The following is a 23,049-nucleotide window of genomic DNA, read 5'->3' as shown; positions in this document are numbered from 1 at the left end:
GTGTCACGCCCGCCCGCCAGGCTTTCCGGCCGATGACTGTACGAAGACGTACTTGCGCGCGGCCTCCAGGACCTCCGGGTGCAGCGCCTCACCGGCCGCCAGCGTGCGCGGCAGCAGGTCGCGTTCGGTCGTGGACGCCCTGAACTCCACGCTGACCGTGACGTCGTGGGCCGGGCGGTGCACGATCTCGATCGTGTCCCCCGCCCGTATCTCACCCGGCTCGATCACCCGCAGGTACGCCCCCGGCGCGGCCCTCCGCGTGAAGCGCCTGACCCAGCCCTTCTCGCCGAGGGCGTCCGCGAACGTACGGCACGGAATGCGGCTGCTGGTCACTTCGAGCACCAAGTCGGCGCCGACACGCCAGCGCTCGCCGATGAGCGCGCCGTTCACGTCGAGCCCGAGCGTGGTGAGGTTCTCGCCGAACGCGCCGTTCACCAGCGTGCGTCCGAGCTCGCGCTCCCACGAGTCGAGATCCTCGCGGGCGAAGGCGTACACCGCCTGGTCGTTCCCGCCGTGGTGGCGCGTGTCGCACACCGCGTCGCCGGCCAGCCCGCTCGCCCCGGTCCCCTTGGGGCCGGGCGCCGCCACCCGCACGGGCCCGTCGGCGGGCAGCTTGTGGATGCCGGTCGTGCCGCTCGGGGAATCGGTGTAGTCGACGGCCTCGGCACGGCCGGTGTTCACGGTCAGCAGCTTCATAGCCGAACGCTATCCGGCCGTGACTCAAAGTCGCTCGCGATTATTCCGCCGCAAGCCCAAGGGGCGCTTATGCTTGAAGGGTGATCGAAGCCCGTCATCTCCGCATTCTGCGCGCCGTGGCCGCCACCGGGTCCTTCTCCGCCGCCGCGCGCGAACTGGGCTGCACGCAGCCCGCCGTGAGCCAGCAGATGAAGGCCCTCGAACTCTCCGCGGGCACCACCCTCCTCATCCGTACGGGCCGCGAGATGCGCCTCACCCAGGCGGGCGAAGCCCTCGTCCGGCACGCCGCCGGCATCCTCGCCGGGCTCACCGCCGCCGAGGAGGAAGTCGCCGCCATCGCGGGGCTGCGCGCCGGACGCGTACGCCTGGTGTCGTTCCCCAGCGGCAGCTCCACCCTCGTCCCCACCGCGCTGGCGGCCCTGCGCGCGGCCCACCCCGGCACGCGCGTGTCACTGGTCGACGCGGAGCCCCCGCGCTCGGTCGAGATGCTGCGCGAGGGGGACTGCGACGTGGCGCTGGCGTTCCGGTACGGGCCCGGCGGCGCCACCGAGGACTGGGAAGACCTGGTCGTACGACCGCTGCTCACCGACCGGCTCGTCGGCCTGGTTCCCGAGGGGCACCGGCTCGCGGAGGCGGACCGGGTCGGCATCGGCGAGCTGGCCGACGAGCCGTGGATCGCGGGCTGTCCGCGCTGCCGCAGGCAACTGGTCGAGGTGTGCGAGAGCGCGGGCTTCGCGCCCCGGATCGACTTCGCCACCGACGACTACCCGGCCGTGATCGGCCTGGTCGGCGCCGGCCTGGGAGTCGCGGTCCTGCCCGAGCTGGCCATGGAGTCGGTACGTCCGAAGGGCGCGCGCACCGTGGCGCTGGAGCCCGCTGTGCGGCGCGAGATCGTGGCGCTCACGCTTCCGGACCTGGCTCAGGTGCCCGCGGTGGCGGCCACGCTCGACCAGCTGGCGCTGGCCGCGGCTCGCTGACTGCCGCGCGGGGCCGGTGGGTGGGCCGACGGCGGTGGTCGGCGGGTCGTGGCTGCGGGTCGTCGGCGGCCGGCGTCGGCAGTCGGTGGCAGTCGGTGGCCGGCAGTCGGCGTTGGGCACTCGGCGTCAGGCAGTCGATCGTGCGGGCCGCGGTCGCCGGCCCGGCCGGACGCGTGAAGAAACGTTCCTTCAGGAAGTCGGCGGGCTCGACGGCCCGGTTGACGCCGTGATGAGACGGTTGCGCGCGCGCCCCATCAGCTCTTCGCGCTCGTCCTCGGTCAGCCCGCCCCACACGCCGTAGGGCTCACGCACCGCGAGGGCGTGCGCCGCACATTCCGCGCGTACCGGGCACCTCATGCAGACCTCCTTAGCCGAGTTCTCACGCGCACTCCGCGCCGCGCCCCGCTCTCCCTCCGGGTGGAAGAAGAGCGAGCTGTCCACCCCGCGGCACGCTGCGAGCAGCTGCCAGTCCCACAGATCGGCGTTGGGTCCGGGAAGGCGGGAGAAATCTGCCATTGCTTGTCCCCTTGCATCGATGCATCGAAGTGCGTCTGGACCGTGAGGCGGCATCCACTTGTGCAAGTAGATGTAAATATGACTCATTGCGAATCTAGCCACAGACACCAGCAAAACGGAAGAAAAGCCGCTAAATGGGGCATAGCTTTACTTAGGGGGCATGGCGACCCCCGATGCGCTTCTGTGCAACCGAGCCCTCACGTAGAGTGTTGATGGCGCCCGCCCGACCCGTAACTCTTTCGAGTGACCGTCGTTGAGAGTGCGAGGCGGTTGAAGGAACAAGCGATCGGGCAAGTGTCCGAGAGCGTCAATCGCACAGGTGACGAAATATGTACCAGCCTGGAGGCTCAAGGTGACGCGCAGCTGCTGTGAGAGCCGCGGAGGACAGTCATGACATCCGTCCTCGTCTGCGACGACTCCCCGCTTGCCCGAGAGGCGCTCCGCCGCGCGGTCGCGACCGTGCCCGGTGTCGAGCGCGTGACGACAGCGGCCAACGGTGAAGAGGTTCTCCGCCGCTGGGGCGCCGACCGCTCGGACCTGATTCTGATGGACGTACGCATGCCCGGTCTGGGCGGCGTCGAGACCGTGCGACGGCTGCTCTCAGCGGACCCGGGCGCCCGGATCATCATGCTCACGGTCGCCGAGGACCTGGACGGTGTCGCGCTCGCGGTCGCCGCCGGCGCCCGCGGCTACCTGCACAAGGACGCCTCGCGCGCCGAACTGCGGGCGACCGTCACCCAGGCGCTCGCCGACCCGACCTGGCGGCTCGCCCCGCGCCGGCTCCGGTCCGCCGAGATGGGTGCGGCCCCGACGCTCACGGCGCGTGAGATCCAGGTGCTCGAAGGCATGAGCCACGGACGCTCCAACGCGGAGATCGGCCGTGAGCTCTTCCTCTCGGAGGACACGGTCAAGACCCACGCCCGCCGGCTCTTCAAGAAACTCGGCGCCTCGGACCGGGCGCACGCGGTCGCGCTCGGCTTCCGCTGGGGCCTGGTCCGATAGGACCGGGCCGGTGCGCCGCCGCGCGGGTATCACGATCCCCGTCCGCCACCTGGCGGGCGGGGTGACGGACGCCCGTGCCCCGTTCCGGCGCCGATGCCGCATCCTTGAGGGGTGGAGTTCCTCGGGGACGATTCGGTCGAGCGGGAGGGGAGGGCTCAGAAGATGAGTTCCGGCGTACCTGCTCATAACGCTTCGGTGCACAACTACGGACGTGGTGCCGCGGATGGCTCGGCACCAAGGCACCATGGACCGATGCGCGACGACGAGACGACGGTGATCGGTGCACTCGTCCGACGTGCGGTCGAGGGCGACGAGCAGGCGACGCACGACCTGCTGGCCCGCGTCCACCCGCTGGCGCTGCGGTACTGCCGCACCCGGCTGAGCCGGCTGCCCGGTGACGCCCGCCACTTCGTCGAGGACCTGGCGCAGGAGGTCTGCGTCGCGGTGCTGATGGCGCTGCCGCGCTACAAGGACACCGGCCGCCCCTTCGAGGCGTTCGTGTTCGCCATCGCCGCCCACAAGGTCGCCGACCTCCAGCGGGCCGCCATGCGCCACCCCGGCTCGACCGCCGTGCCCTCCGACGAGATGCCGGAGCGGCCCGACGACTCGCTCGGCCCCGAGGAGCGGGCGCTGCTGAGCAGCGACGCCGAGTGGGCCAAGAAGCTTCTGGCCAATCTTCCCCAGGCGCAGCGCGAGCTGCTCGTGCTGCGGGTCGCGGTCGGACTGACCGCTGAGGAGACCGGGCAGATGCTCGGCATGTCCCCCGGTGCCGTGCGGGTCGCGCAGCACCGTGCGCTCAGCCGCCTGCGCGCGCTCGCCGGGCAGTAGCCGCGCCGTACGGACGCCACGTCCTCCCGTGTGAACGTACGAAAAATGCAGGTGATCTTGCTCGTGGAATGAGACACCCCGCTATCCCGTTAGCATGGACATCCGCGCCGAGCAAGACCATTTGGGAAGGTGTCAGGCATGACTGCCAACGTCGATGGAGTGCCCGAGAAGTTCGCGATGCTCGGGCTGACCTACGACGACGTGCTGCTGCTGCCCGGCGCGTCGGACATGGCCCCCGACCAGATCGACACCTCTTCGTACATCTCGAAGAACGTACGGGTGAACGTCCCGCTGCTGTCCGCCGCGATGGACAAGGTCACCGAGGCCCGCATGGCCATCGCCATGGCCCGCCAGGGCGGTGTCGGCGTACTGCACCGGAACCTCTCGATCGCCGACCAGGCCAACCAGGTCGACCTCGTCAAGCGCTCCGAGTCCGGCATGGTGACCGACCCGATCACCGTCCGCCCGGACACCACGCTCGGTGAGGCCGACCAGCTCTGTGCCAAGTTCCGCATCAGCGGCGTGCCGGTGACCGACCCGGCGGGCAAGCTGCTCGGCATCGTCACCAACCGCGACATGGCCTTCGAGACGGATCGCTCCCGCCAGGTCCGCGAGATCATGACGCCCATGCCGCTCGTCACGGGCAAGGTCGGCATCTCCCGCGTCGACGCGGTGCAGCTGCTGCGCCGCCACAAGATCGAGAAGCTGCCGCTGGTCGACGACGCGGGCATCCTCAAGGGCCTGATCACGGTCAAGGACTTCGTCAAGGCCGAGAAGTACCCGAACGCCGCCAAGGACGCCGAGGGCCGGCTGCTCGTCGGCGCGGCCGTCGGTGTCGCCGGTGACGCGTACGAGCGCGCCCAGGCGCTCATCGAGGCGGGCGTCGACTTCATCGTCGTCGACACCGCGCACGGACACTCCCGCCTGGTCGGCGACATGGTCGCCAAGATCAAGTCGAACTCCGCCGTGGACGTCATCGGCGGCAACGTCGCCACCCGCGACGGCGCCCAGGCGCTGATCGACGCCGGCTGCGACGGCATCAAGGTCGGCGTCGGCCCCGGCTCCATCTGCACGACCCGCGTCGTCGCCGGCATCGGCGTACCGCAGGTCACCGCGATCTACGAGGCATCGCTCGCCGCGAAGGCGGCCGGCGTGCCGGTCATCGGCGACGGCGGCCTCCAGTACTCCGGCGACATCGCCAAGGCGATCGTCGCGGGCGCCGACACCGTGATGCTCGGCTCGCTGCTCGCCGGCTGCGAGGAGTCGCCCGGCGAGCTGCTCTTCATCAACGGCAAGCAGTTCAAGTCGTACCGCGGCATGGGCTCGCTCGGCGCGATGCAGTCCCGCGGCCAGGCCAAGTCGTACTCCAAGGACCGGTACTTCCAGGAGGGCGTCGGCGCCGACGACAAGCTCGTGCCCGAAGGCATCGAGGGCCAGGTGCCCTACCGGGGTCCGCTCTCCGCCGTCGTGCACCAGCTCGCGGGCGGCCTGCGTCAGTCGATGTTCTATGTCGGCGGCCGGACGATTCCGGAGCTTCAGCAGAACGGCCGGTTCGTACGGATCACCTCGGCGGGTCTCAAGGAGAGCCACCCGCACGACATCCAGATGACGGTCGAGGCACCGAACTACAGCAGGAAGTAATCTCGCACGTACACGCTGAGGGGCGGCCCCGGAGATTCCCGGGGCCGCCCCTCGTGTGTGTGTCGGGGATACTGGAACGGCATACCAAGAGGGAAAGGCCACACACGTGACTGAGATCGAGATCGGGCGCGGCAAGCGCGGCCGCAGGGCGTACGCGTTCGACGACATCGCCATCGTGCCGAGCCGGCGCACCCGGGACCCGAAGGAGGTCTCGATCGCCTGGCAGATCGACGCCTATCGTTTCGAGCTGCCGTTCCTGGCCGCTCCGATGGACTCCGTCGTCTCGCCGCAGACCGCCATCCGCATCGGTGAGCTGGGCGGTCTGGGCGTACTGAACCTCGAAGGTCTGTGGACGCGGTACGAGGACCCGGAGCCGCTGCTCCAGGAGATCGCGGAGCTCGACGACGAGACCGCGACCCGCCGCCTCCAGGAGATCTACGCCGCTCCCATCCAGGCGGACCTGATCGGGCAGCGCATCAAGGAGGTGCGCGACTCGGGTGTCGTCACCGCCGCGGCCCTGTCGCCGCAGCGTACGGCCGAGTTCTCCAAGGCCGTCGTGGACGCCGGTGTCGACATCTTCGTGATCCGCGGGACCACGGTCTCCGCCGAGCACGTGTCGGGCGCCGCCGAGCCGCTGAACCTCAAGCAGTTCATCTACGAGCTCGACGTCCCGGTCATCGTGGGCGGCTGCGCGACGTACACCGCCGCGCTGCACCTGATGCGGACCGGCGCGGCCGGTGTCCTCGTCGGCTTCGGCGGCGGCGCGGCGCACACCACGCGCAACGTGCTGGGCATCCAGGTCCCGATGGCGACCGCCGTCGCCGACGTGGCCGCGGCCCGCCGCGACTACATGGACGAGTCCGGCGGCCGGTACGTGCACGTCATCGCCGACGGCGGCGTGGGCTGGTCCGGCGACCTGCCGAAGGCCATCGCCTGCGGCGCGGACGCCGTGATGATGGGCTCCCCGCTGGCCCGCGCGACGGACGCGCCCGGTCGCGGCCACCACTGGGGCATGGAGGCCGTCCACGAGGACGTGCCGCGCGGAAAGCGCATGGACCTGGGCGCGGTCGGCACGACCGAGGAGATCCTCCTCGGCCCGTCGCACACCCCGGACGGCTCGATGAACCTCTTCGGCGCGCTGCGCCGCTCGATGGCGACGACCGGTTACAGCGAGCTCAAGGAGTTCCAGCGCGTCGAGGTGACGGTCTCCCCGGCCGAGCACAAGCGCTGACCCGAGCGGTACGCGGGAGGCCCGGCCCACGCGGTGGTCCGGGCCTCTTCGCGTGCGCTCAGGAGGCCGACTTCTTCGCGGCCGAGAAGGCGGCGTAGGCGCCTATGGCGAGGAAGAGGAAGGTCATGGGGCCCGCTTCCTCCTTCCAGATGGAGGTCAGCTCCTGGAAGTTCTGGAAGAAGACCTCCGCCACGCCGAGGTGGAGTACGTCGGCGAGGAGGATCGCGAAACCGAGCAGCTGGCCGAGGTACACCGCGCCCAGCGTGAGGATCGCGCTCACCACCGGGAGCGCGGGGTTGCCGCCGCCGGCCTTCCCGGCAGCCAGGCCGGTGAGGTAGCCGACGGCGATCGCCGCGATGCCGATCTGGTACTCGGTGGCGCCGTAGATCGCGCCGTAGATCCCGCTTGCGACGAGCGCGGCGGCGAAGGCGGCCACGACACCGAGACCGACGTTGTCGCGCGCCGGGGCCGGTGCCGGTGCCTGCGGGTAGGCGTTGTCGGCGAACGGGTTGCCGGACGGTGGCGGCGGCGGTACGGACTGGCTCATGGTGAGGATCCCCCCCAAGGGATGTGGTGCACCGTGGATGCGCACGGACGTGCGACGAGTGACGCCGAACGCTAGCAGTGCCGTACGACAGAGCACCCCCGCGTTCCGCGCTCCCCGTGCTCAGAGCCGGTGGGTCGCCCCCGTCGGGGACGCCCCGCGCGTGTCGAGGAGCAACTGGGCCTTCACCGCGAGGGCCTGGAGGTCGTACGTACGGTGGTTTTGCAGCAGCACCGTCAGGTCGGCGTTGGCGGCCGCCTCGTAGAGGGAGTCGGCGCGGGGCACCGGAACGTCGCGTACGCGCCAGTCGGGGACGTGCGGGTCGTGGTAGCCGACCTGGGCGCCGAGGTCCATCAGGCGGGTCGCGATCTCCTGTGCGGGCGAGCCCTGCTGGTCGGCGAGGTCGGGCTTGTACGTGATGCCGAGCAGCAGGACGCGCGCGCCGCGGGCCGACTTGCCGTGCTCGTTCAGGAGCGTGGCGCAGCGCTGGATGACGTACTGCGGCATGCGGCCGTTGATCTCCTGCGCGAGCCCGACCATGCGCAGGGGATGGCCGGGGGTGCGGTTGCCGTGCGGGATGTAGTTGGGGTCGACGGGTACGCCGTGGCCGCCGACGCCGGGTCCCGGGCGGAACGCCTGGAAGCCGAAGGGCTTGGTCTCGGCGCAGCGGATGACGTCCCAGAGGTCGACGCCGAGGTCGTGGCAGAGCACGGCCATCTCGTTGACCAGGGCGATGTTCACGTGCCGGTAGTTCGTTTCGAGTACGCCGACGGTCTCGGCCTCGCGCGGTCCCCGCGCGCGGACCACCTTGTCGGTGAGGCGCCCGTAGAAGGCGGCGGCCGATTCGGTGCAGGCGGGGGTGAGGCCGCCGATGACCTGGGGGGTACTGGCGTAACTGTGCAGCCGGCTGCCCGGATCCACCCGACTGGGGGAGTAGGCGAGATGGAAGTCGCGGCCGGCTCGCAGCCCCGAGCCCTCTTCGAGGAGGGGGCGCAGGAATTCTTCCGTGGTGCCGGGGTACGCGGCGGATTCGAGCAGCACGGTGGTGTGCGGCCGCAGGTGCGCCGCCAGGGTCCTGGCGGCGTCGCCGACGTGGCTCAGGTCGAGCGTACGGTCGGCGCCGAGCGGGGTGGGGGCACAGATGACGGCGGTACGGACCCGCCCCAGTTCGGCCGGGGCTCTGACAGTACGGAAGCCGCCGGCGAGCATCCGGCGCAGGTCGGCGGCGGTGAGGGAGCCGTCGCCCGGCGCGCGCCCGGCGGCGAGGTCCGCGAGACGGCGTGGGTCGGTGTCGTAGCCGATGGTGTCGATGCCGGAGGCGGCCGCGGCCTGGGCGAGGGGCAGGCCGAGATGGCCGAGTCCGATGACGGCGAGATCTGCGGGCATGGCGGTGGGCCGTCCTTCCCAATAGCCGGAGGGGAGGCAACGCGCAAGCCCTGTGGACAGTTCGAGCGAGCGCAATGTCAGACTAAGCGTAAATATGACCGTTATGCGGCATTGTGCGAAGCCGGAGTGCGGGAGTGTTGTCCACAGGCGGTGGCTGAAGACGGGCGGCACAGACAGAATCGAGGAGGCGGGGATGTGATCCCGGCCACCCCGACCACTACGGGAGGCAGCAGTGAGGACAGCGACACTGGGACCCGCCGAGCGCGCCGAGGCGCTCGCGGCGATGGCCGAGCGTGAACTGGACGTGCTCGTCGTGGGCGCGGGGGTGGTTGGTGCGGGGACGGCTCTCGACGCCGTCACGCGCGGGCTGTCGACCGGTCTGGTCGAGGCGCGCGACTGGGCGTCGGGCACGTCGAGCCGGTCGAGCAAGCTCATCCACGGCGGGCTGCGCTATCTGGAGATGCTCGACTTCGCGCTCGTACGGGAAGCCCTGAAGGAACGCGGCCTTCTGCTGGAACGGCTCGCGCCGCACCTGGTGAAGCCCGTGCCGTTCCTCTACCCGCTCCAGCACAAGGGGTGGGAGCGGTGGTACGCCGGGTCCGGTGTGGCGCTGTACGACGCGATGTCGGTGTCGTCCGGGCACGGACGCGGACTGCCGATGCACCGTCACCTCTCGCGCAAGCGCGCCCTGCGGGTCGCGCCAGCGCTGAAGAAGGACGCCCTGGTCGGCGCCCTCCAGTACTACGACGCCCAGATGGACGACGCCCGCTATGTGACGACGCTGGTGCGCACGGCCTCGCAGTACGGCGCGCAGGTCGCCAACCGGGCACGTGTGACCGGCTTCCTGCGGGAGGGGGAGCGGGTCGTCGGGGCGCGGGTGCGGGACCTGGAGGGCGGTGGTGAGTACGAGGTCAGGGCCAAACAGGTCGTCAACGCGACCGGCGTGTGGACGGACGACACCCAGGCGCTGATCGGCGAGCGCGGGCAGTTCCACGTGCGGGCGTCCAAGGGCATCCATCTGGTCGTGCCGAAGGACCGCATCCACTCGTCGACCGGACTGATCCTGCGGACCGAGAAGTCGGTGCTGTTCGTCATTCCCTGGGGGCGCCACTGGATCGTGGGCACCACCGACACCGACTGGGACCTCGACAAGGCGCACCCGGCGGCGTCCAGCGCGGACATCGACTACCTGCTGGAGCACGTGAACTCGGTGTTGGCCGTGCCGCTGACTCGTGACGACGTGCAGGGCGTGTACGCCGGCCTGCGGCCCCTGCTGGCCGGGGAGTCCGACGCCACGAGCAAGCTCTCGCGCGAGCACACGGTGGCGCATCCGCTGCCCGGGCTCGTCGTGGTCGCGGGCGGCAAGTACACGACGTACCGCGTGATGGCCAAGGACGCCGTGGACGAGGCGGTGCACGCCCTCGACCAGCGGGTCGCCGACTGCGTGACGGAGGACGTGCCGCTCGCCGGCGCCGAGGGGTACCGGGCGCTGTGGAACGCGCGGGCGAGGATCGCGGCGCGGACGGGACTTCATGTGGCACGCGTGGAGCACCTGTTGAACCGGTACGGCTCGCTGACCGAGGAGCTGCTGGAGCTGATCGCCCGCGACCCGGGACTCGGTGATCCCCTGAGCGCGGCGGACGACTACCTCCGGGCGGAGATCGTGTACGCCGCCTCGCACGAGGGGGCGCGGCACCTGGACGACGTACTGACCCGGCGCACGCGCATCTCCATCGAAACGTTCGACCGGGGTACACGCAGTGCGAGGGAGTGCGCCGAGTTGATGGCGCCGGTGCTCGGATGGGACAAGGAACAGATCGCGAAGGAGGTCGAACACTACGAGAAGCGGGTGGAGGCGGAGCGGGAGTCGCAGCTCCAGCCCGACGACCTGACGGCCGACGCGGCGCGGCTGGGGGCCCCGGACATCGCCCCGGTCCAGTGACTGCCCGTAATGCGGCGAACTCGGCAAGGGGGCGGGGAGGTTCGGCGCGACGGCTCTGACACCGCTGTGACCTGCGCGTGGTCCCTTTTGTTCGGCCGGCCGAAAGGCCCCGCCGACCCGGGACCACGATCGGTCGCGCGGTGAGGGACAATGAAGGCTCTGCCAGGGCGTGTTACTGCATCACCCTGGAACGCAGCCATCGCGGGCGAAAATCAGGGATCGCAGAGGGGACGCATGTCGGAGGCGGAGCAGTCCAAGGAGCCCAAGGAGCCCAAGGGGCGTCTTCTCGCTGGGCGGTACCGGCTCGGAGAGGTGCTCGGCCGGGGCGGCATGGGTACGGTCTGGCGCGCCGTCGACGAGACGCTGAGCCGCACGGTCGCGGTGAAGGAACTGCGCTTCCCCACGAGCATCGACGACGAGGAGAAGCGCCGGCTCATCACGCGCACCCTTCGTGAGGCGAAGGCGATCGCCCGCATCCGCAACAACGGCGCCGTGACCGTCTACGACGTCGTCGACGAGGACGACCGGCCGTGGATCGTCATGGAGCTGATCGAGGGCAAGTCGCTGGCCGACGTCGTGCGCCAGGACGGGCTGCTGACTCCGCGTCGGGCCGCCGAAGTCGGCCTCGCGATCCTCGACGTGCTGCGCGCCGCACACCGCCAGGGCATCCTGCACCGCGACGTGAAGCCCTCCAACGTCCTGATCTCCGAGGACGGCCGGGTCGTCCTGACCGACTTCGGCATCGCGCAGGTCGAGGGCGATCCGTCGATCACGTCGACCGGCATGCTGGTGGGCGCGCCGTCCTACATCTCGCCGGAGCGGGCCCGTGGGCACAAGCCGGGCCCGGCGGCCGACCTGTGGTCGCTCGGCGGTCTGCTGTACGCGTCGGTGGAGGGCACCCCGCCGTACGACAAGGGGTCCGCGATCGCGACCCTCACGGCCGTGATGACCGAACCGCTCGACCCGCCGAAGAACGCGGGCCCTCTGGAAGAGGTCATCTACGGTCTGCTGGCCAAGGACCCCCAGCAGCGGCTCGACGACGCGGGTGCGCGCGCGCTCCTCAACGATGTGATCAACCTGCCCGACAAGCCCGCCGAGCCCGAACCGTCGCCGGAGGCGACACGGGTGGTGGCGCTGCCGCCCGTCCCCGACGACGTGCTCGGCGCGGTGCGTCCGGCCAAGAGCACCGCGGCGGCGGACGAAGGCCCGGCCGCGAGCGATCGGGTGCGCGGTGCCCTGAAGTCCGTACGCAACGCGGCGGCGGCCCAGGCCGCCAGGCAGAAGCAGGGTGCGCAGGCGCGTACCCAGTCGCAGTCGCAGTCCCCGGCGGGTCCCAGGCCGCCGGCGCGGGCCTCGCTCACCGATGTCGTGCCGCGTCGCACGCTGGTGATAGTGGCGGTGGTCGCGGCGCTCGCGGTGCTCGGCACGGTGCTCGCTGTCGCGCTGAACGGTCCGGACGACAAGCCGCAGGGCAAGTCCAAGGACGAGACGTCCTCTTCGAGCGGCGCCACCGCCGGTGGCGATGCCAAGGGCGGCACGGACAAGGGCAAGGAAGCCGACGCCGGCAAGGACGCGACTCCGGGCACGGGGCAGGGTCAGGGCAACGGCCAGACCCAGGATTCCGGTCAGGGCAAGGACGACGGCAACGACGACGGCAACGACGATTCCAAGACGGAGGACCCGCCGAAGGACGGCGCGCTGCCCGAGGGCTACGTGAAGGTCAGTGACGACCGCTTCCACTTCACGATGGCCATGCCCAAGGGGTTCAGGATGAACGACGTGGCGGGCGTGAGCTCCGGCGGCATCTACAACAGGAACGGCGGTTACCCGCGCGTTCAGGTCGACTTCAACGCCAGTCCCAAGGACGACGCGGAGGCGGCCTGGGCCGCTGCCCGGCTCGGAGTGGCCGCGACCAGCAACAACTACAAGCACCTCGGAATACGGCCCGTCGACTACAACGGCTACCCCACCACCGCCGACTGGGAGTTCGAGCGCGACAGCAACGGGATGCGCACGCACGTGCTCAACCGGGGCTTCAAGGTGGACGCCAGGCGGGGTTACTCCATCATGGTGACCTGTAAGGCCAGTGAGTGGAACGGCAAGGAGTGCCGGACGCTGCGCGAGACCGCGTTCGACACGTTCAAGCCGAAGGACTGACACACATTACCGCCGGGTTGGCGAGACCCGGCGGCGCGGTCCGGTCCGGCCACGTATCGTGAGAGCTCGTGGACTGACCGTACGCGACCGTAATTGACGACTTGGTGTCGGTCACTTGGTGTCGGTCACTTGGTTCGGAGAACAGCGCGCTCTGGGGAGGCGTCGTGGACGACTACGCGGGACGGGTACTTGCCGACCGCTACCGCCTTCCGTTGCCGCCTTCTGACGCGTACGAACTGGTCGAGACCAGGGCATTCGACACGTACAGCGGCCAGGAAGTCCTGGTCCGCCAGGTGCCGTTACCCGAGGTCGTGGACGCCGAGTTCCTGGACGGCGAGGGCGGCGGGGCGGCGGCGCAGCGGCGTGCTGCCGGGCGTACGACGCGGCGGCCGGCCGATCCCGCCGTGCGGCGGGCCATCGAGGCGGCGCAGGCCGCGGCGCAGATTCCCGACCACCCGCGGCTCGACCAGGTCTTCGACGTCTTCGCCGAGGGCGGCTCGCTGTGGATAGTGAGTGAACTGGTGGCGGCGCGCCCGCTGGCGGCGCTGCTGGCCGAGAAGCCGCTCAATCCCTACCGGGCCGCGGAGATCGCCGCCGACGTGCTGACCGCCCTGCGGGTGCTGCACGCGCACGGCTGGACCCACCGGAACATCACCGTCCGTACGGTGCTCGTCTGCGACGACGGCCGCATCGTCCTGACCGGCCTCGCGGCCGGCGCGGCGGAGGAGGCGCTCTGCGGATACGCCCCCGTGCCGGTGCCGGCGGATTCCGCGGCGGACACGGAGGACGACGGCGGCAGTTGGGGCGACGCCGCAGGTGCGGCTCCCCTGCCTGAGCCGGCCGGGCCCGAGCTGTCCGGGCCCGAGCCGGGCGCGTACGGCGCCGGCACCCCCGGCGCCGGTGTGCGCACGGCGCTGCCCGCGGGCGGCGGAAACCCCGGCGCCGAGGTCCGCGCCGCGCGCGCCGGGGCCATCGCGGCGTACCGCGCGGGCGCGCGTGCGGCGGCGCGGGTGGCGGAGGAGCAGCGCCCGGGCGGCGAAGGCGTGTTGCCTGCGCAGCGTCCGGCCGTCGGGGGCCCGCGTGCGATCAGCCCGTACGTGGACACCGCGCCCGAAGGCGCTTCCACCGAGCTCGCCCGGCGTCCCGAACCGAACGGCGCCCGGCAGGACGGCGCCCGCCCGGCCGGGCCCGGCACCGTGAGCGGCTGGCACTCCGGCTCCGGCGGTGCGGCGAACCCAGCCCCCGAAGCCCCCGGAGCCCGGGCCGGCAGCAGCCGCCCGTCCACGTCCGGCGCCTACGACGACTCCTGGCACGGCGCGGTCCCCCGCTCACCCGCGGGCGACGGCATGCGGGCAGACGGCCTGCGCCGGGGGCAGGACTCCGCCGGCGCCGAGACGCCCAGTGGTCCCGCGCGGGGACAGGCCCGCAAGTGGGACGAGGTGGTGGCCGGCGGCCAGGACGGGCAGGTGCCCGCCCACCGGGGACCCGCCACTCCGCTCGCCGCCGAGCGGGCCCGCCAGGCGCGGATCGCCGTTGTCGGCGCGGTCACCGAGCGCTGGGCGCCCGAGCAGGCCGGCTCCGTCCACGGGAACTGGCAGCTCGCCCCGCCCATCGGCCCCTCGACCGACCTCTGGGCCCTGGGCGCCCTCCTCTTCCGTACCGTGCAGGGCCATGCCCCGTACCCGGAGGAGAGCGCCATAGAGCTGGTGCAGCTGGTCTGCGCCGAGCCCCCCGCCTTCGCCGAGGAGTGCGGCCCGCTGCGTCCCGTGGTCGAGTCGCTGCTGCGTCAGGACCCGACGGAGCGGCCCGACTTCGAGGAGCTGCGCGGCTGGCTCCGCTCGCTCGTACGGTCCGCGCCCGAGCCGGAGGCCGGTGCGGACATCGTGCCGCTGCCGGCCGTGGACGCCGCGCGTCTGCCCATCGTGCGCCGCCGGGGCGAGCTCGTACGACGCAGGCGCCGCGCCGGGTCGTCCGACGTGCACGGCCGCCACCGGCACAAGAAGACCAGAGCCAGGGCCGAGCCCGCCGGGCCACGGCCTCCCCGCGAGCCGCGCATCAAGGAGCCGCGGATCCAGTCGAAGCAGCGCGGCGGCCCGCGTTCGCTGGGGCGCACGCTCCTGCTCCTGATCCTCCTCGGCCTGACCGCCGCCCTCGTCTACGCGATGGTCTTCATGCCGAAGGCCGGTGAGGACGGCGGAAGCCAGGACGGCAGCCGGGGCGCGAGCACGGGCGCTCCCGAGAACGCGGGCGACAGCCGGAGCACCGGCGCGCCCACCACGCCGGGGCCCTCCGCCGGGACGGCGAGCAAGCCGCCGCCCGCGCAGCGGACGCCCGGCTCCCAGCAGCCGCAGACCTCCGTCCCGGCCGGCGACGTCGCCGAGGGGTACGCGCTCCGCAAGGACCCGGAGGGCTTCCAGATCGCCGTCGACAAGGACTGGGAACGGCGGCCGGTCAACGACGCCGGCCAGGTCCGCTACCGGGGCGGCGGCTTCGAGCTGGTGATCGTGCCCGGTCGCGACACGGTCGAGGAGCACGGCAGCGACCCGATGGACTACCAGCTCAAGAAGGAGCGTGAACTCCAGCCCGTCAGGGACTCCTCCTGGTCCACCCAGAACGGCCTGCGGCGCATCGACGTCGGCCGGCAGGCCATGGCGGAAGGCCAGTTCACCTGGCAGGACAGCAGTGGGCGCGATGTGTACGTCCGTAACCTCGCGATGATCGTCGGAGGCCGGTACCACGTCGTCCAGGTCATCGGCCCCGAGGCCCAGCGGGACGAGATCACCGAGATCTACGAACAGGCCACGGCGGCCTACCGGGTGACAGGCGGCTGACCAGGCCCTTGGGACTCCTAGACGCGGGGCAGGACAGGAGACGTGGACCACTCACACGCGATGACCGGGGGGACCGGAGGCGGCGGCCGTCTGATCGCCGGGCGTTACCGTCTCGGCGACCGGCTCGGGCGCGGCGGCATGGGGACCGTCTGGCAGGCCACCGACGAGCTGCTCGGCCGGCAGGTCGCCGTCAAGGAGCTCCATTTCGGCGGCGACGAACCGGGCGTGCCCACTGCCGACGTGCAACTGCGGCGGGAGCGCTCCCTCCGCGAGGCCAGGACCGTGGCGCAGCTCGTCCACCCGCATGTGATCGTCGTCCACGACATCGTGGAGGACCCCGGCACCGGGCTCTCCTACATCATCATGGAGCGGATCGACGGTGATTCGCTCGCGGACCGGATCACCGCCGAGGGCCCGGTCGGCGTCCGGGAGGCCGCGCGGATCGGCCTCGCGCTGGTCGGTGCGCTGCGTATGGCCCATGAGCGCGGTGTGCTGCACCGTGACCTCAAGCCCGACAACGTGCTGCTGGAATCGGGGACCGGCCGCGTCGTCCTCACCGACTTCGGGATCGCGCAGCTGGACGGCGGCACCACGATCACCGACGCCGGGGCCTTCGTCGGTTCTCCCGAGTACACCGCGCCCGAGCGGATGGAGGGCGGCCCGGCGGGCCCGGCCTCCGACCTGTGGTCGCTCGGAGTGCTGCTGTGTACGGCGGTGAGCGGCGAATCCCCTTTCCACCGGGACTCACTCGGCGGTGTCCTGTGCGCCGTGATGCATGACCCGATCGTGCCGCCCGCCGCCGCCGGACCGCTGCTTTCCGTCGTACGACGCCTCCTGGAGCGCGATCCGGAGCGCCGGCTCGGCGCGGCCGAGGCGGAGCGGCTGCTGTTCGCGTTCCTCGCGACGGGGATCGCGCCCGAGGCCGCGCCGCGTTTCACCCCGACGCAGGCGCACGTCCCTCTCGCCCCCAAGCGGTCCAGGGCCGGCGGTGTCCGGGGCGCGCTCGTCGCGAGCGTTCTCGTCGCCGTGATGGCGGGGGCCGGCGCGGCGACGGCGACGCTGTTCCTGCGCGACAGCGACGGTGACGGCGAAGGGCGGGGCGGCGGCCGTACGGGCGACGCGCCCACCCGCACGGTCACCTCGACCGTGTCGACGCGACCCGGCGACGGGGACCCCGCCCCGACCGGTACGGCCGACGCCGGCCGTACGCCCCCGGCCGGCTATCGCAGGGTGACCGACCCGGCGGGCTTCACGCTCGCCGTCCCCGAGGGGTACGAACGCTCCGCCGACGACAGCCAGGTCTCCTACATGTCGCCGGACAAGAGCATAAGGATCGGCGTACGCCAGCAGAGCCCGGTGGCGGGCGGCCCCCTCGGCGAGATGCGACGGGCGCACGCCGAGGGGCCGGCCAACCACCCCGGGTACCGCGCCGGCAAGGTCACCCGGACCACGCACAACGGGCTGGCCGCCGCGCTGTGGGAGTTCGTCCGGGACGGCTTCGAACCGGGCGACGAGGACCGGCACACGTACGACCTGTGCTGGGAGGAGGGCGGGCTGATGTACGACGTGTGGGTCTCGGCGCCGGTCGGCCGGCAGGACGACGGCAAGCGGCACTTCGACACCGCTCTGGACTCGTTCACGCGCGGATAGTCCGGCGGCGACAGTGCGCCGGCAGTCCGCCGCCAGTTCGCCCGCGGTCCACCGGCAGCCGGTCCCGGGGCAGCCGGTCCACGGGCCGGTGCACGGACCAGCCCGCGGGCCGGCCCCACGGGCCAGTCCGCGGACAGAACGCGAACCGGGCCCGGGGCCGGGCACAAGCCCCTGATCAGGGCTTATTTGCCAGTGAACACTGGCATGGTCGTGTGGGGCCGGTGAAAAGCGTTACCGACGGGTACCAAAAGGCTCGCGGGAGGCTTACTCTCCCCTTCATGACGGACTCGCAGGCCCCCGCCGCCGCCCTCGGTACGAACCCCATCGCCGCAGCTCCCGCAGGTGCGCGCACCGCGGCCGACGTGGTCACCCCCGAGGTGGTCGCCCAGCTCACGCGCGACGTGGTGGGCTCCGGCCGCACCGCGAACCACACGCCCTTCACCGGCGAGAAGCTGGCCGACCTGCCCGAGTCCACCCCCGAGGACGTCGCCACCGCCTTCGCGCGGGCTCGCGCCGCCCAGCCCGTCTGGGCCGCCGTACCCGTACGGCAGCGCGCCGCGATCCTGCTCCGCTTCCACGACCTGGTGCTGGAGCGCCAGGCCGAGGTGCTCGACCTCATACAGCTGGAGACCGGCAAGGCCCGCCTCCACGCGCACGAGGAGGTCCAGGCCGTCGCCATAGCCGCCCGCCACTACGGCCGCAAGGCCGCCTCGTACCTCAGGCCCAAGCGGCGCACCGGCGCGATCCCGACCCTGACGAAGGTCACCGAGCTGCGCCAGCCGCGCGGTGTCGTCGGCCAGATCGCACCCTGGAACTACCCCCTCGAGCTGTCGATCGGAGACGCGCTGCCCGCCTTCGTCTCGGGCAACGCCGTCGTGATGAAGCCCGACACGGAGACCGCGCTGACCGCCCTGTGGGCCCGCGACCTCCTCGTCGAGGCCGGACTGCCCGCCGAGGTCTTCCAGGTCGTCCTCGGCGACGGCCCGGTCGTCGGCCCCGAGATCGTCAAGCACGCCGACTACGTCTCCTTCACCGGCTCCACCCGCACCGGCCGCGAGGTCGCCCAGGGCGCCGCCGCCCGCCTCATCGGCGTGTCCCTCGAACTCGGCGGCAAGAACGCCATGCTGGTCCTGGAGGACGCCGACGTCGAGAAGGCCGCAGCGGGCGCCGTCCGTGCCTGCTTCTCCTCCGCCGGACAGCTGTGCATCTCCATCGAGCGGCTGTACGTCCACGCGTCGATCGCCGACGACTTCGTCGCCCGGTTCGCCGCCCGTACGAAGGCGATGCGCCTCGGCACGTCCCTCGCGTACGGCGCCGACATGGGCTCGCTGGCCGGCGAGCGCCAATTGGAGAACGTCAGGCGCCACGTCGAGGAGGCCGTCGCCAAGGGCGCCACCCTCGTCGCGGGCGGCGTCGCCCGTCCCGACATCGGCCCGCTGTTCTTCGAGCCGACCATCCTGGACGACGTCGAGGCGCCGATGGCGGTGTGCGCCGAGGAGACCTTCGGCCCCGTCGTCTCCATCTACCGGTTCACCGACGAGGACGAGGTCGTCGAGCAGGCCAACGCCACTCCGTACGGCCTCAATTCGAGCGTCTGGACGAAGAACGGCAAGCGCGGCCACGCCGTCGCCGCCCGCCTGCGGACCGGCACGGTCAACATCAACGAGGGGTACGCCCCGGCCTACGGCAGCGTCCAGGCGCCGATGGGCGGTATGAAGGAATCCGGCCTCGGCCGCCGGCACGGCTCCGAGGGCATCCTCAAGTACACCGAGGCCCAGACCGTCGCCCACCAGCGGCTGATCCCGATGGCCCCGTCCTTCGGCATGGACGACGAGAAGTACGCGGCGTTCATGAGCACCAGCCTGAAGGCGCTCAAGGTCCTGCGTTTCCGCTGATCCCAGCCCTTTTCGACGAGGAGCGCCCATGTCACAGGAGAGCTCTGTCCGCAGCCAGGAGGCTGCGGGTGATTCCGCGCACGACGACGCCGGGTACGACTACGACGTCATCGTGGTCGGGTCCGGCTTCGGCGGGTCCGTCTCCGCGCTGCGCCTGACGGAGAAGGGCTACCGCGTCGGCGTCCTCGAAGCGGGCCGCCGCTTCACCCGCGAGACCCTGCCCAAGACTTCCTGGGACATCAAGAACTACCTGTGGGCACCCGCGCTCGGCCTGTTCGGCATCCAGCGCGTGCACCTGCTCGGGAACGTCATGGTCCTGGCGGGCGCGGGGGTGGGAGGCGGCTCCCTCAACTACGCCAACACGCTCTACGTACCCCCCGCTCCCTTCTTCCAGGACCGGCAGTGGGCCGACATCACCGACTGGCAGGACGAACTCGCCCCGTACTACGACCAGGCCAGGCGCATGCTCGGGGTGCGCCTGAACCCGACCATGACGCCGTCCGACGTCCACCTGAAGGCGACCGCCGAGGCCATGGGGGTGGGCGACACGTTCCACATGGCGCCGGTCGGTGTCTTCTACGGCGACGGCAAGGACGCCGACGGTGAGACAACGGCCCGGCCCGGCGCGGAGGTTCCCGACCCGTACTTCGGGGGTGCGGGCCCGTCCCGCAGAGCCTGCACCGAATGCGGCGAGTGCATGACCGGCTGCCGGCACGGTGCGAAGAACACCCTGAACGAGAACTACCTCTACCTGGCCGAGAAGGCCGGCGCCGTGATCCACCCCATGACGTCCGTCGTCGGCCTCGCCGAGCACCCGGACGGCGGCTACCGCGTCGCCACCGTTCCCACCGACGCCCGCCGCAAGACCGCCCCGCGCGTCCTGCGCGCCCGCCAGGTCGTCGTGGCCGCCGGTACGTACGGCACGCAGACGCTCCTGCACACCATGAAGGACCGGGGCGACCTGCCGCGCGTCTCCGCGAAGCTCGGCGAACTGACCCGTACCAACTCCGAGGCCCTCGTCGGCTCGCAGACCACGAACCGCCGCTACCGCAAGAAGCACGGCGCGCCGAAGGCCGACTTCACCCGGGGCGTCGCCATCACGTCCTCGATCCACCCCGACGCCAACACCCACATCGAGCCGGTCCGCTACGGCAGGGGCTCCAACGCGATGGGCGCGATGTCCATCCTCCAGGTCCCGTACGCCGAGAAGTTCCCGCGCGCCCTGGGATGGCTCGGCAACGTCGCGCGACACCCCGTGCTGACCTTGCGGTCGCTCTCCAACTACCGCTGGTCGGAGAAGACGATCATCGGCCTCGTCATGCAGTCGCTGGACAACTCCCTGACGACGCACCGCAAGCCGGGCGGCATCGGGAAGGGCCTGCTCACCGCCCGCCCGGGACACGGCGCCCCGAACCCGAAGCAGATCCCCGAGGCGGCGCGCGCCGCGACGATCCTCGCCGAAGAGATCAACGGCTTCGCGGGCAGCAACATAGGCGAGCTCATGGGCACACCGCTGACCGCGCACTTCCTCGGCGGCTGCGCGATCGGCGCCTCGGCGGAGCAGGGCGTCATCGACCCGTACCACCGGCTGTACGGGCACCCGGGCATCTCGGTCGTCGACGGCTCGGCGGTCTCGGCGAACCTGGGCGTCAACCCGTCACTGACGATCACCGCGCAGGCGGAGCGGGCCATGTCGTACTGGCCCAACAAGGGCGAGCCGGACGTCCGCCCGGCGCAGGGCGCGGCCTACGAGCGCCTGGCGGCGATCGAGCCGAAGGCACCGGCGGTGCCGCAGGAGGCTTTCGGCGCGCTGCGGCTGCCGTTCCTCGGCATGCCGGCGATTCCGCCGAAGAAGTAGCGCCCGAGCACGGAAAAGGCGCTGCACCCCCCTCCGAGTGCAGCGCCTTCTCCGCTTTGCGCGCGGTGCGTTGTTACGCGATCGCGTCGTCCTTGCGGCGCTTCATCGCGAAGACGACACCCGCGCCGGCGACGATGGCGATGCCACCGACGATGCCGATGGTCGGCAGGACCGAGGAGGAACCCGTCTCGGCGAGGTTGCCGGTGACCGGGATCGCCCGGACGTCACCCTGCGGCTTGATGTCGGCCGGGGGCTTCTGGCCACTGGGCTTCGAGTCCTCGACGGGGCCCGGCTTGGTACCGGCCTTGACGACGGCGAACGGGTAGACGTTCCCGTTCTCGAAGCACTTGTACGTCTCGTCCTCGGCGCCGTTGTCGTAACCACCGGCGGCGATCGCCAGGCCGTCACCCGCGGGCGCGCCGCTGTCGATCATCACGCGGAGATCGATGCTGACCTTCTGGCCGGCGTCGAGCGCGAACTCGCCGAAGAAGAAGCCGTTGTTGAACCCGGTTCCGTCCAGGTCGTTGACCCACTGGCCGGACTCGGGGTCCTTGTACTCGAAGTGGGCGTACTTGTCGACGAGCTTGTCCTCGTCGCCCGCCGAGTCGAGGTACGTGGCGACGGTGTAGACGCCCAGGCTGTCGATGTCGTTCTCACCGGTGTTCTCCACGTTGAACGTGAAGTTCTTCCAGCCGCTGCCCGCGACGATCTTGTTCGGGAAGCCGCCGAGGGTGACCTGGATGGAGGCCTCTTCGCAGATCGGCTCCTCGCCCTCCTCGGGGTCGAGGGAGGGGTCCTCCTCACCGGGGTCGGTGGAGGGGTCCTCCTCGCCCGGGTCGGTCTCCGGGTCGGTGGCCGGGTCCGTCTCCGGGTCCGTGACCGGGTCGGTCTCCGGGTCCGTGACGGGGTCCGTCTCCGGGTCGGTGGCCGGGTCGGTCTCCGGGTCCGTGGCCGGGTCCGTGACGGGGTCCGTCTCCGGGTCCGTGACCGGGTCGGTCTCCGGGTCCGTGGCCGGGTCAGTGGCCGGGTCGGTCTCGGGGTCGGTGGCCGGGTCGGTCTCCGGGTCCGTGGCCGGGTCCGTCTCGGGGTCGGTCTCGGGGTCCGTCGCCGGGTCGGTCTCGGCGTCGGGGTCGGTGACCGGGTCGGTCTCGGCCGCGGGGTCCGTCTGGCCCGGGTCGGTCGTCTCCGTCTGCGTGGTGGAAGCGGGGTCACCCTCTGCGTACGCGGCCGGCGCAGCCAGGAAAGCGGCAGGAGCTATGACGGCCGTCGCGGCCGCAAGGGCCATGGCGCGGCGAAGCTTCATGTAGACCTCAGAAAGTCTGGCGTACCGCGGGACGGCGATACGAGATGTGAGGGCCGCCGTGAGTGGGGGTGCACGGGTGGCCGTTGGTTCGCATGGATGACCTGTGACCGGCGTAAAGGGTTGCCCGGAACCTCACGCGTTTCTTATGTGGCGTCCGTCACATGCGCTTCGTCGACCTCGCCCGCCGCACCGCTTCGGGCCGCGGCGAAGGGCCCCGCGGACGGGGGAGATCCACGGGGCCCCGGGCCGTCAGCACCGGCGTCAGGGCAGCGCCGGTGCCGCGGGGGCGGCGCCGGGGGGTGCGCCGCTGGTTTCGAGCGCCGGTGGCCTGCCCGGCGCACGAAGGGCGCTCGGGGTGGTGCCGATCAGGGGCAGCGACCGCCCGGCGTACGCGGGCTGCCCTCGCATCGTGCTGCCGGGCCACGCGCCGCGCAACAGTTTCGACGACATCCGGGACATGACGGGACGGGATTGGACCCTTGGCGGGCCGGACGGGCCGGACGGGCCGGACGGGCCGGACCGTGGGACACGGCCGGCCGGTTCCGGGCGTCCCCGGAACCGGCCGCCTCGGGTGACCGGGCTGCTGTCCCCT

Annotated in this window: 17 protein-coding genes; 11 read left to right on the top strand and 6 right to left on the bottom strand. The window is 71.6% G+C overall.

Annotated elements, in window-relative coordinates; translation table 11 throughout:
- Positions 1 to 3: 3 nt before the first annotated feature.
- Entirely contained in the window at positions 4 to 696 is a 693-nt protein-coding gene (locus AS594_RS14260; RefSeq protein WP_069927409.1) for an MOSC domain-containing protein, read from the bottom strand.
- An 80-nt stretch (positions 697 to 776) separates the two neighbouring features.
- On the opposite strand from AS594_RS14260, the gene AS594_RS14255 reads away from it, so the two are divergent.
- A complete protein-coding gene (locus tag AS594_RS14255) occupies positions 777 to 1,673 on the top strand; it encodes a LysR family transcriptional regulator (RefSeq protein ID WP_069927408.1) in 897 nt (298 codons plus the stop codon).
- 189 nt (positions 1,674 to 1,862) lie between these two features.
- Here AS594_RS14255 and AS594_RS14250 read toward each other — a convergent pair whose 3' ends face one another.
- The gene (locus tag AS594_RS14250; RefSeq protein WP_069927407.1) at positions 1,863 to 2,189 is read right to left on the bottom strand and encodes a WhiB family transcriptional regulator; all 327 of its coding nucleotides are present in this window, start codon (positions 2,187 to 2,189) and stop codon (positions 1,863 to 1,865) included.
- 390 nt (positions 2,190 to 2,579) lie between these two features.
- On the opposite strand from AS594_RS14250, the gene AS594_RS14245 reads away from it, so the two are divergent.
- The 4 genes from AS594_RS14245 (at position 2,580) to AS594_RS14230 (ending at position 6,891) form a co-directional block, all read left to right on the top strand.
- Positions 2,580 to 3,191 carry a response regulator transcription factor gene (locus AS594_RS14245; RefSeq protein ID WP_003948568.1) on the top strand — a complete coding sequence of 204 codons (612 nt, stop codon included), beginning with the start codon at positions 2,580 to 2,582 and terminating at the stop codon, positions 3,189 to 3,191.
- A 252-nt stretch (positions 3,192 to 3,443) separates the two neighbouring features.
- On the top strand, positions 3,444 to 4,019 hold the full coding sequence (locus tag AS594_RS14240) for a sigma-70 family RNA polymerase sigma factor (protein WP_028812321.1): 576 nt from the start codon (positions 3,444 to 3,446) through the stop codon (positions 4,017 to 4,019).
- Between the two features lie 138 nt (positions 4,020 to 4,157).
- Positions 4,158 to 5,660, top strand: a complete 1,503-nt coding sequence (gene guaB / locus AS594_RS14235; protein ID WP_069927405.1) for an IMP dehydrogenase — start codon at positions 4,158 to 4,160, stop codon at positions 5,658 to 5,660.
- 106 nt (positions 5,661 to 5,766) lie between these two features.
- On the top strand, positions 5,767 to 6,891 hold the full coding sequence (locus AS594_RS14230; protein ID WP_069927404.1) for a GuaB3 family IMP dehydrogenase-related protein: 1,125 nt from the start codon (positions 5,767 to 5,769) through the stop codon (positions 6,889 to 6,891).
- A 58-nt stretch (positions 6,892 to 6,949) separates the two neighbouring features.
- Here the strand turns inward: AS594_RS14230 and AS594_RS14225 are convergent, their stop codons facing one another.
- Positions 6,950 to 7,438, bottom strand: a complete 489-nt coding sequence (locus tag AS594_RS14225) for a hypothetical protein (protein ID WP_069927403.1) — start codon at positions 7,436 to 7,438, stop codon at positions 6,950 to 6,952.
- Positions 7,439 to 7,558: 120 nt separating this feature from the next.
- Positions 7,559 to 8,821 carry a nucleotide sugar dehydrogenase gene (locus AS594_RS14220; RefSeq protein WP_069927402.1) on the bottom strand — a complete coding sequence of 421 codons (1,263 nt, stop codon included), beginning with the start codon at positions 8,819 to 8,821 and terminating at the stop codon, positions 7,559 to 7,561.
- A 232-nt stretch (positions 8,822 to 9,053) separates the two neighbouring features.
- Between AS594_RS14220 and AS594_RS14215 the strand changes: the two genes are divergently transcribed.
- The 6 genes from AS594_RS14215 (at position 9,054) to AS594_RS14190 (ending at position 21,154) form a co-directional block, all read left to right on the top strand.
- Positions 9,054 to 10,763: a glycerol-3-phosphate dehydrogenase/oxidase gene (locus AS594_RS14215; RefSeq protein ID WP_069927401.1), complete on the top strand. Its 1,710-nt coding sequence runs from the start codon at positions 9,054 to 9,056 to the stop codon at positions 10,761 to 10,763.
- 234 nt (positions 10,764 to 10,997) lie between these two features.
- Complete coding sequence (locus tag AS594_RS14210) at positions 10,998 to 12,920, top strand: serine/threonine-protein kinase (RefSeq protein WP_069932881.1); 1,923 nt, start codon at positions 10,998 to 11,000, stop codon at positions 12,918 to 12,920.
- Between the two features lie 164 nt (positions 12,921 to 13,084).
- Complete coding sequence (locus AS594_RS14205; protein ID WP_069927399.1) at positions 13,085 to 15,751, top strand: protein kinase; 2,667 nt, start codon at positions 13,085 to 13,087, stop codon at positions 15,749 to 15,751.
- Positions 15,752 to 15,811: 60 nt separating this feature from the next.
- Entirely contained in the window at positions 15,812 to 17,401 is a 1,590-nt protein-coding gene (locus AS594_RS14200; protein WP_069932882.1) for a serine/threonine-protein kinase, read from the top strand.
- 278 nt (positions 17,402 to 17,679) lie between these two features.
- The gene (locus AS594_RS14195) at positions 17,680 to 19,296 is read left to right on the top strand and encodes a succinic semialdehyde dehydrogenase (RefSeq protein ID WP_069932883.1); all 1,617 of its coding nucleotides are present in this window, start codon (positions 17,680 to 17,682) and stop codon (positions 19,294 to 19,296) included.
- Positions 19,297 to 19,324: 28 nt separating this feature from the next.
- A complete protein-coding gene (locus AS594_RS14190) occupies positions 19,325 to 21,154 on the top strand; it encodes a GMC oxidoreductase (RefSeq protein WP_069927396.1) in 1,830 nt (609 codons plus the stop codon).
- Between the two features lie 73 nt (positions 21,155 to 21,227).
- Here the strand turns inward: AS594_RS14190 and AS594_RS14185 are convergent, their stop codons facing one another.
- Complete coding sequence (locus tag AS594_RS14185) at positions 21,228 to 22,457, bottom strand: LPXTG cell wall anchor domain-containing protein (RefSeq protein ID WP_141743765.1); 1,230 nt, start codon at positions 22,455 to 22,457, stop codon at positions 21,228 to 21,230.
- A 261-nt stretch (positions 22,458 to 22,718) separates the two neighbouring features.
- Positions 22,719 to 22,916 carry a hypothetical protein gene (locus AS594_RS43925; protein ID WP_141743766.1) on the bottom strand — a complete coding sequence of 66 codons (198 nt, stop codon included), beginning with the start codon at positions 22,914 to 22,916 and terminating at the stop codon, positions 22,719 to 22,721.
- Positions 22,917 to 23,049: the final 133 nt, after the last annotated feature.

It is taken from the genome of Streptomyces agglomeratus, assembly GCF_001746415.1.
GTDB classification, from domain to species: domain Bacteria; phylum Actinomycetota; class Actinomycetes; order Streptomycetales; family Streptomycetaceae; genus Streptomyces; species Streptomyces agglomeratus.
This window is presented reverse-complemented; position numbering and strand designations above follow the sequence as displayed.

Coding starts and splice junctions, on each gene's coding strand:
- AS594_RS14260 (WP_069927409.1), bottom strand. CDS start 696: ATGAAGCTGCTGACCGTGAACACCGGCCGTGCCGAGGCCGTCGACTAC.
- AS594_RS14250 (WP_069927407.1), bottom strand. CDS start 2,189: ATGGCAGATTTCTCCCGCCTTCCCGGACCCAACGCCGATCTGTGGGAC.
- AS594_RS14245 (WP_003948568.1), top strand. CDS start 2,580: ATGACATCCGTCCTCGTCTGCGACGACTCCCCGCTTGCCCGAGAGGCG.
- AS594_RS14240 (WP_028812321.1), top strand. CDS start 3,444: ATGCGCGACGACGAGACGACGGTGATCGGTGCACTCGTCCGACGTGCG.
- guaB (WP_069927405.1), top strand. CDS start 4,158: ATGACTGCCAACGTCGATGGAGTGCCCGAGAAGTTCGCGATGCTCGGG.
- AS594_RS14225 (WP_069927403.1), bottom strand. CDS start 7,438: ATGAGCCAGTCCGTACCGCCGCCGCCACCGTCCGGCAACCCGTTCGCC.
- AS594_RS14220 (WP_069927402.1), bottom strand. CDS start 8,821: ATGCCCGCAGATCTCGCCGTCATCGGACTCGGCCATCTCGGCCTGCCC.
- AS594_RS14210 (WP_069932881.1), top strand. CDS start 10,998: ATGTCGGAGGCGGAGCAGTCCAAGGAGCCCAAGGAGCCCAAGGGGCGT.
- AS594_RS14200 (WP_069932882.1), top strand. CDS start 15,812: ATGACCGGGGGGACCGGAGGCGGCGGCCGTCTGATCGCCGGGCGTTAC.
- AS594_RS14195 (WP_069932883.1), top strand. CDS start 17,680: ATGACGGACTCGCAGGCCCCCGCCGCCGCCCTCGGTACGAACCCCATC.
- AS594_RS14190 (WP_069927396.1), top strand. CDS start 19,325: ATGTCACAGGAGAGCTCTGTCCGCAGCCAGGAGGCTGCGGGTGATTCC.
- AS594_RS14185 (WP_141743765.1), bottom strand. CDS start 22,457: ATGAAGCTTCGCCGCGCCATGGCCCTTGCGGCCGCGACGGCCGTCATA.
- AS594_RS43925 (WP_141743766.1), bottom strand. CDS start 22,916: ATGTCCCGGATGTCGTCGAAACTGTTGCGCGGCGCGTGGCCCGGCAGC.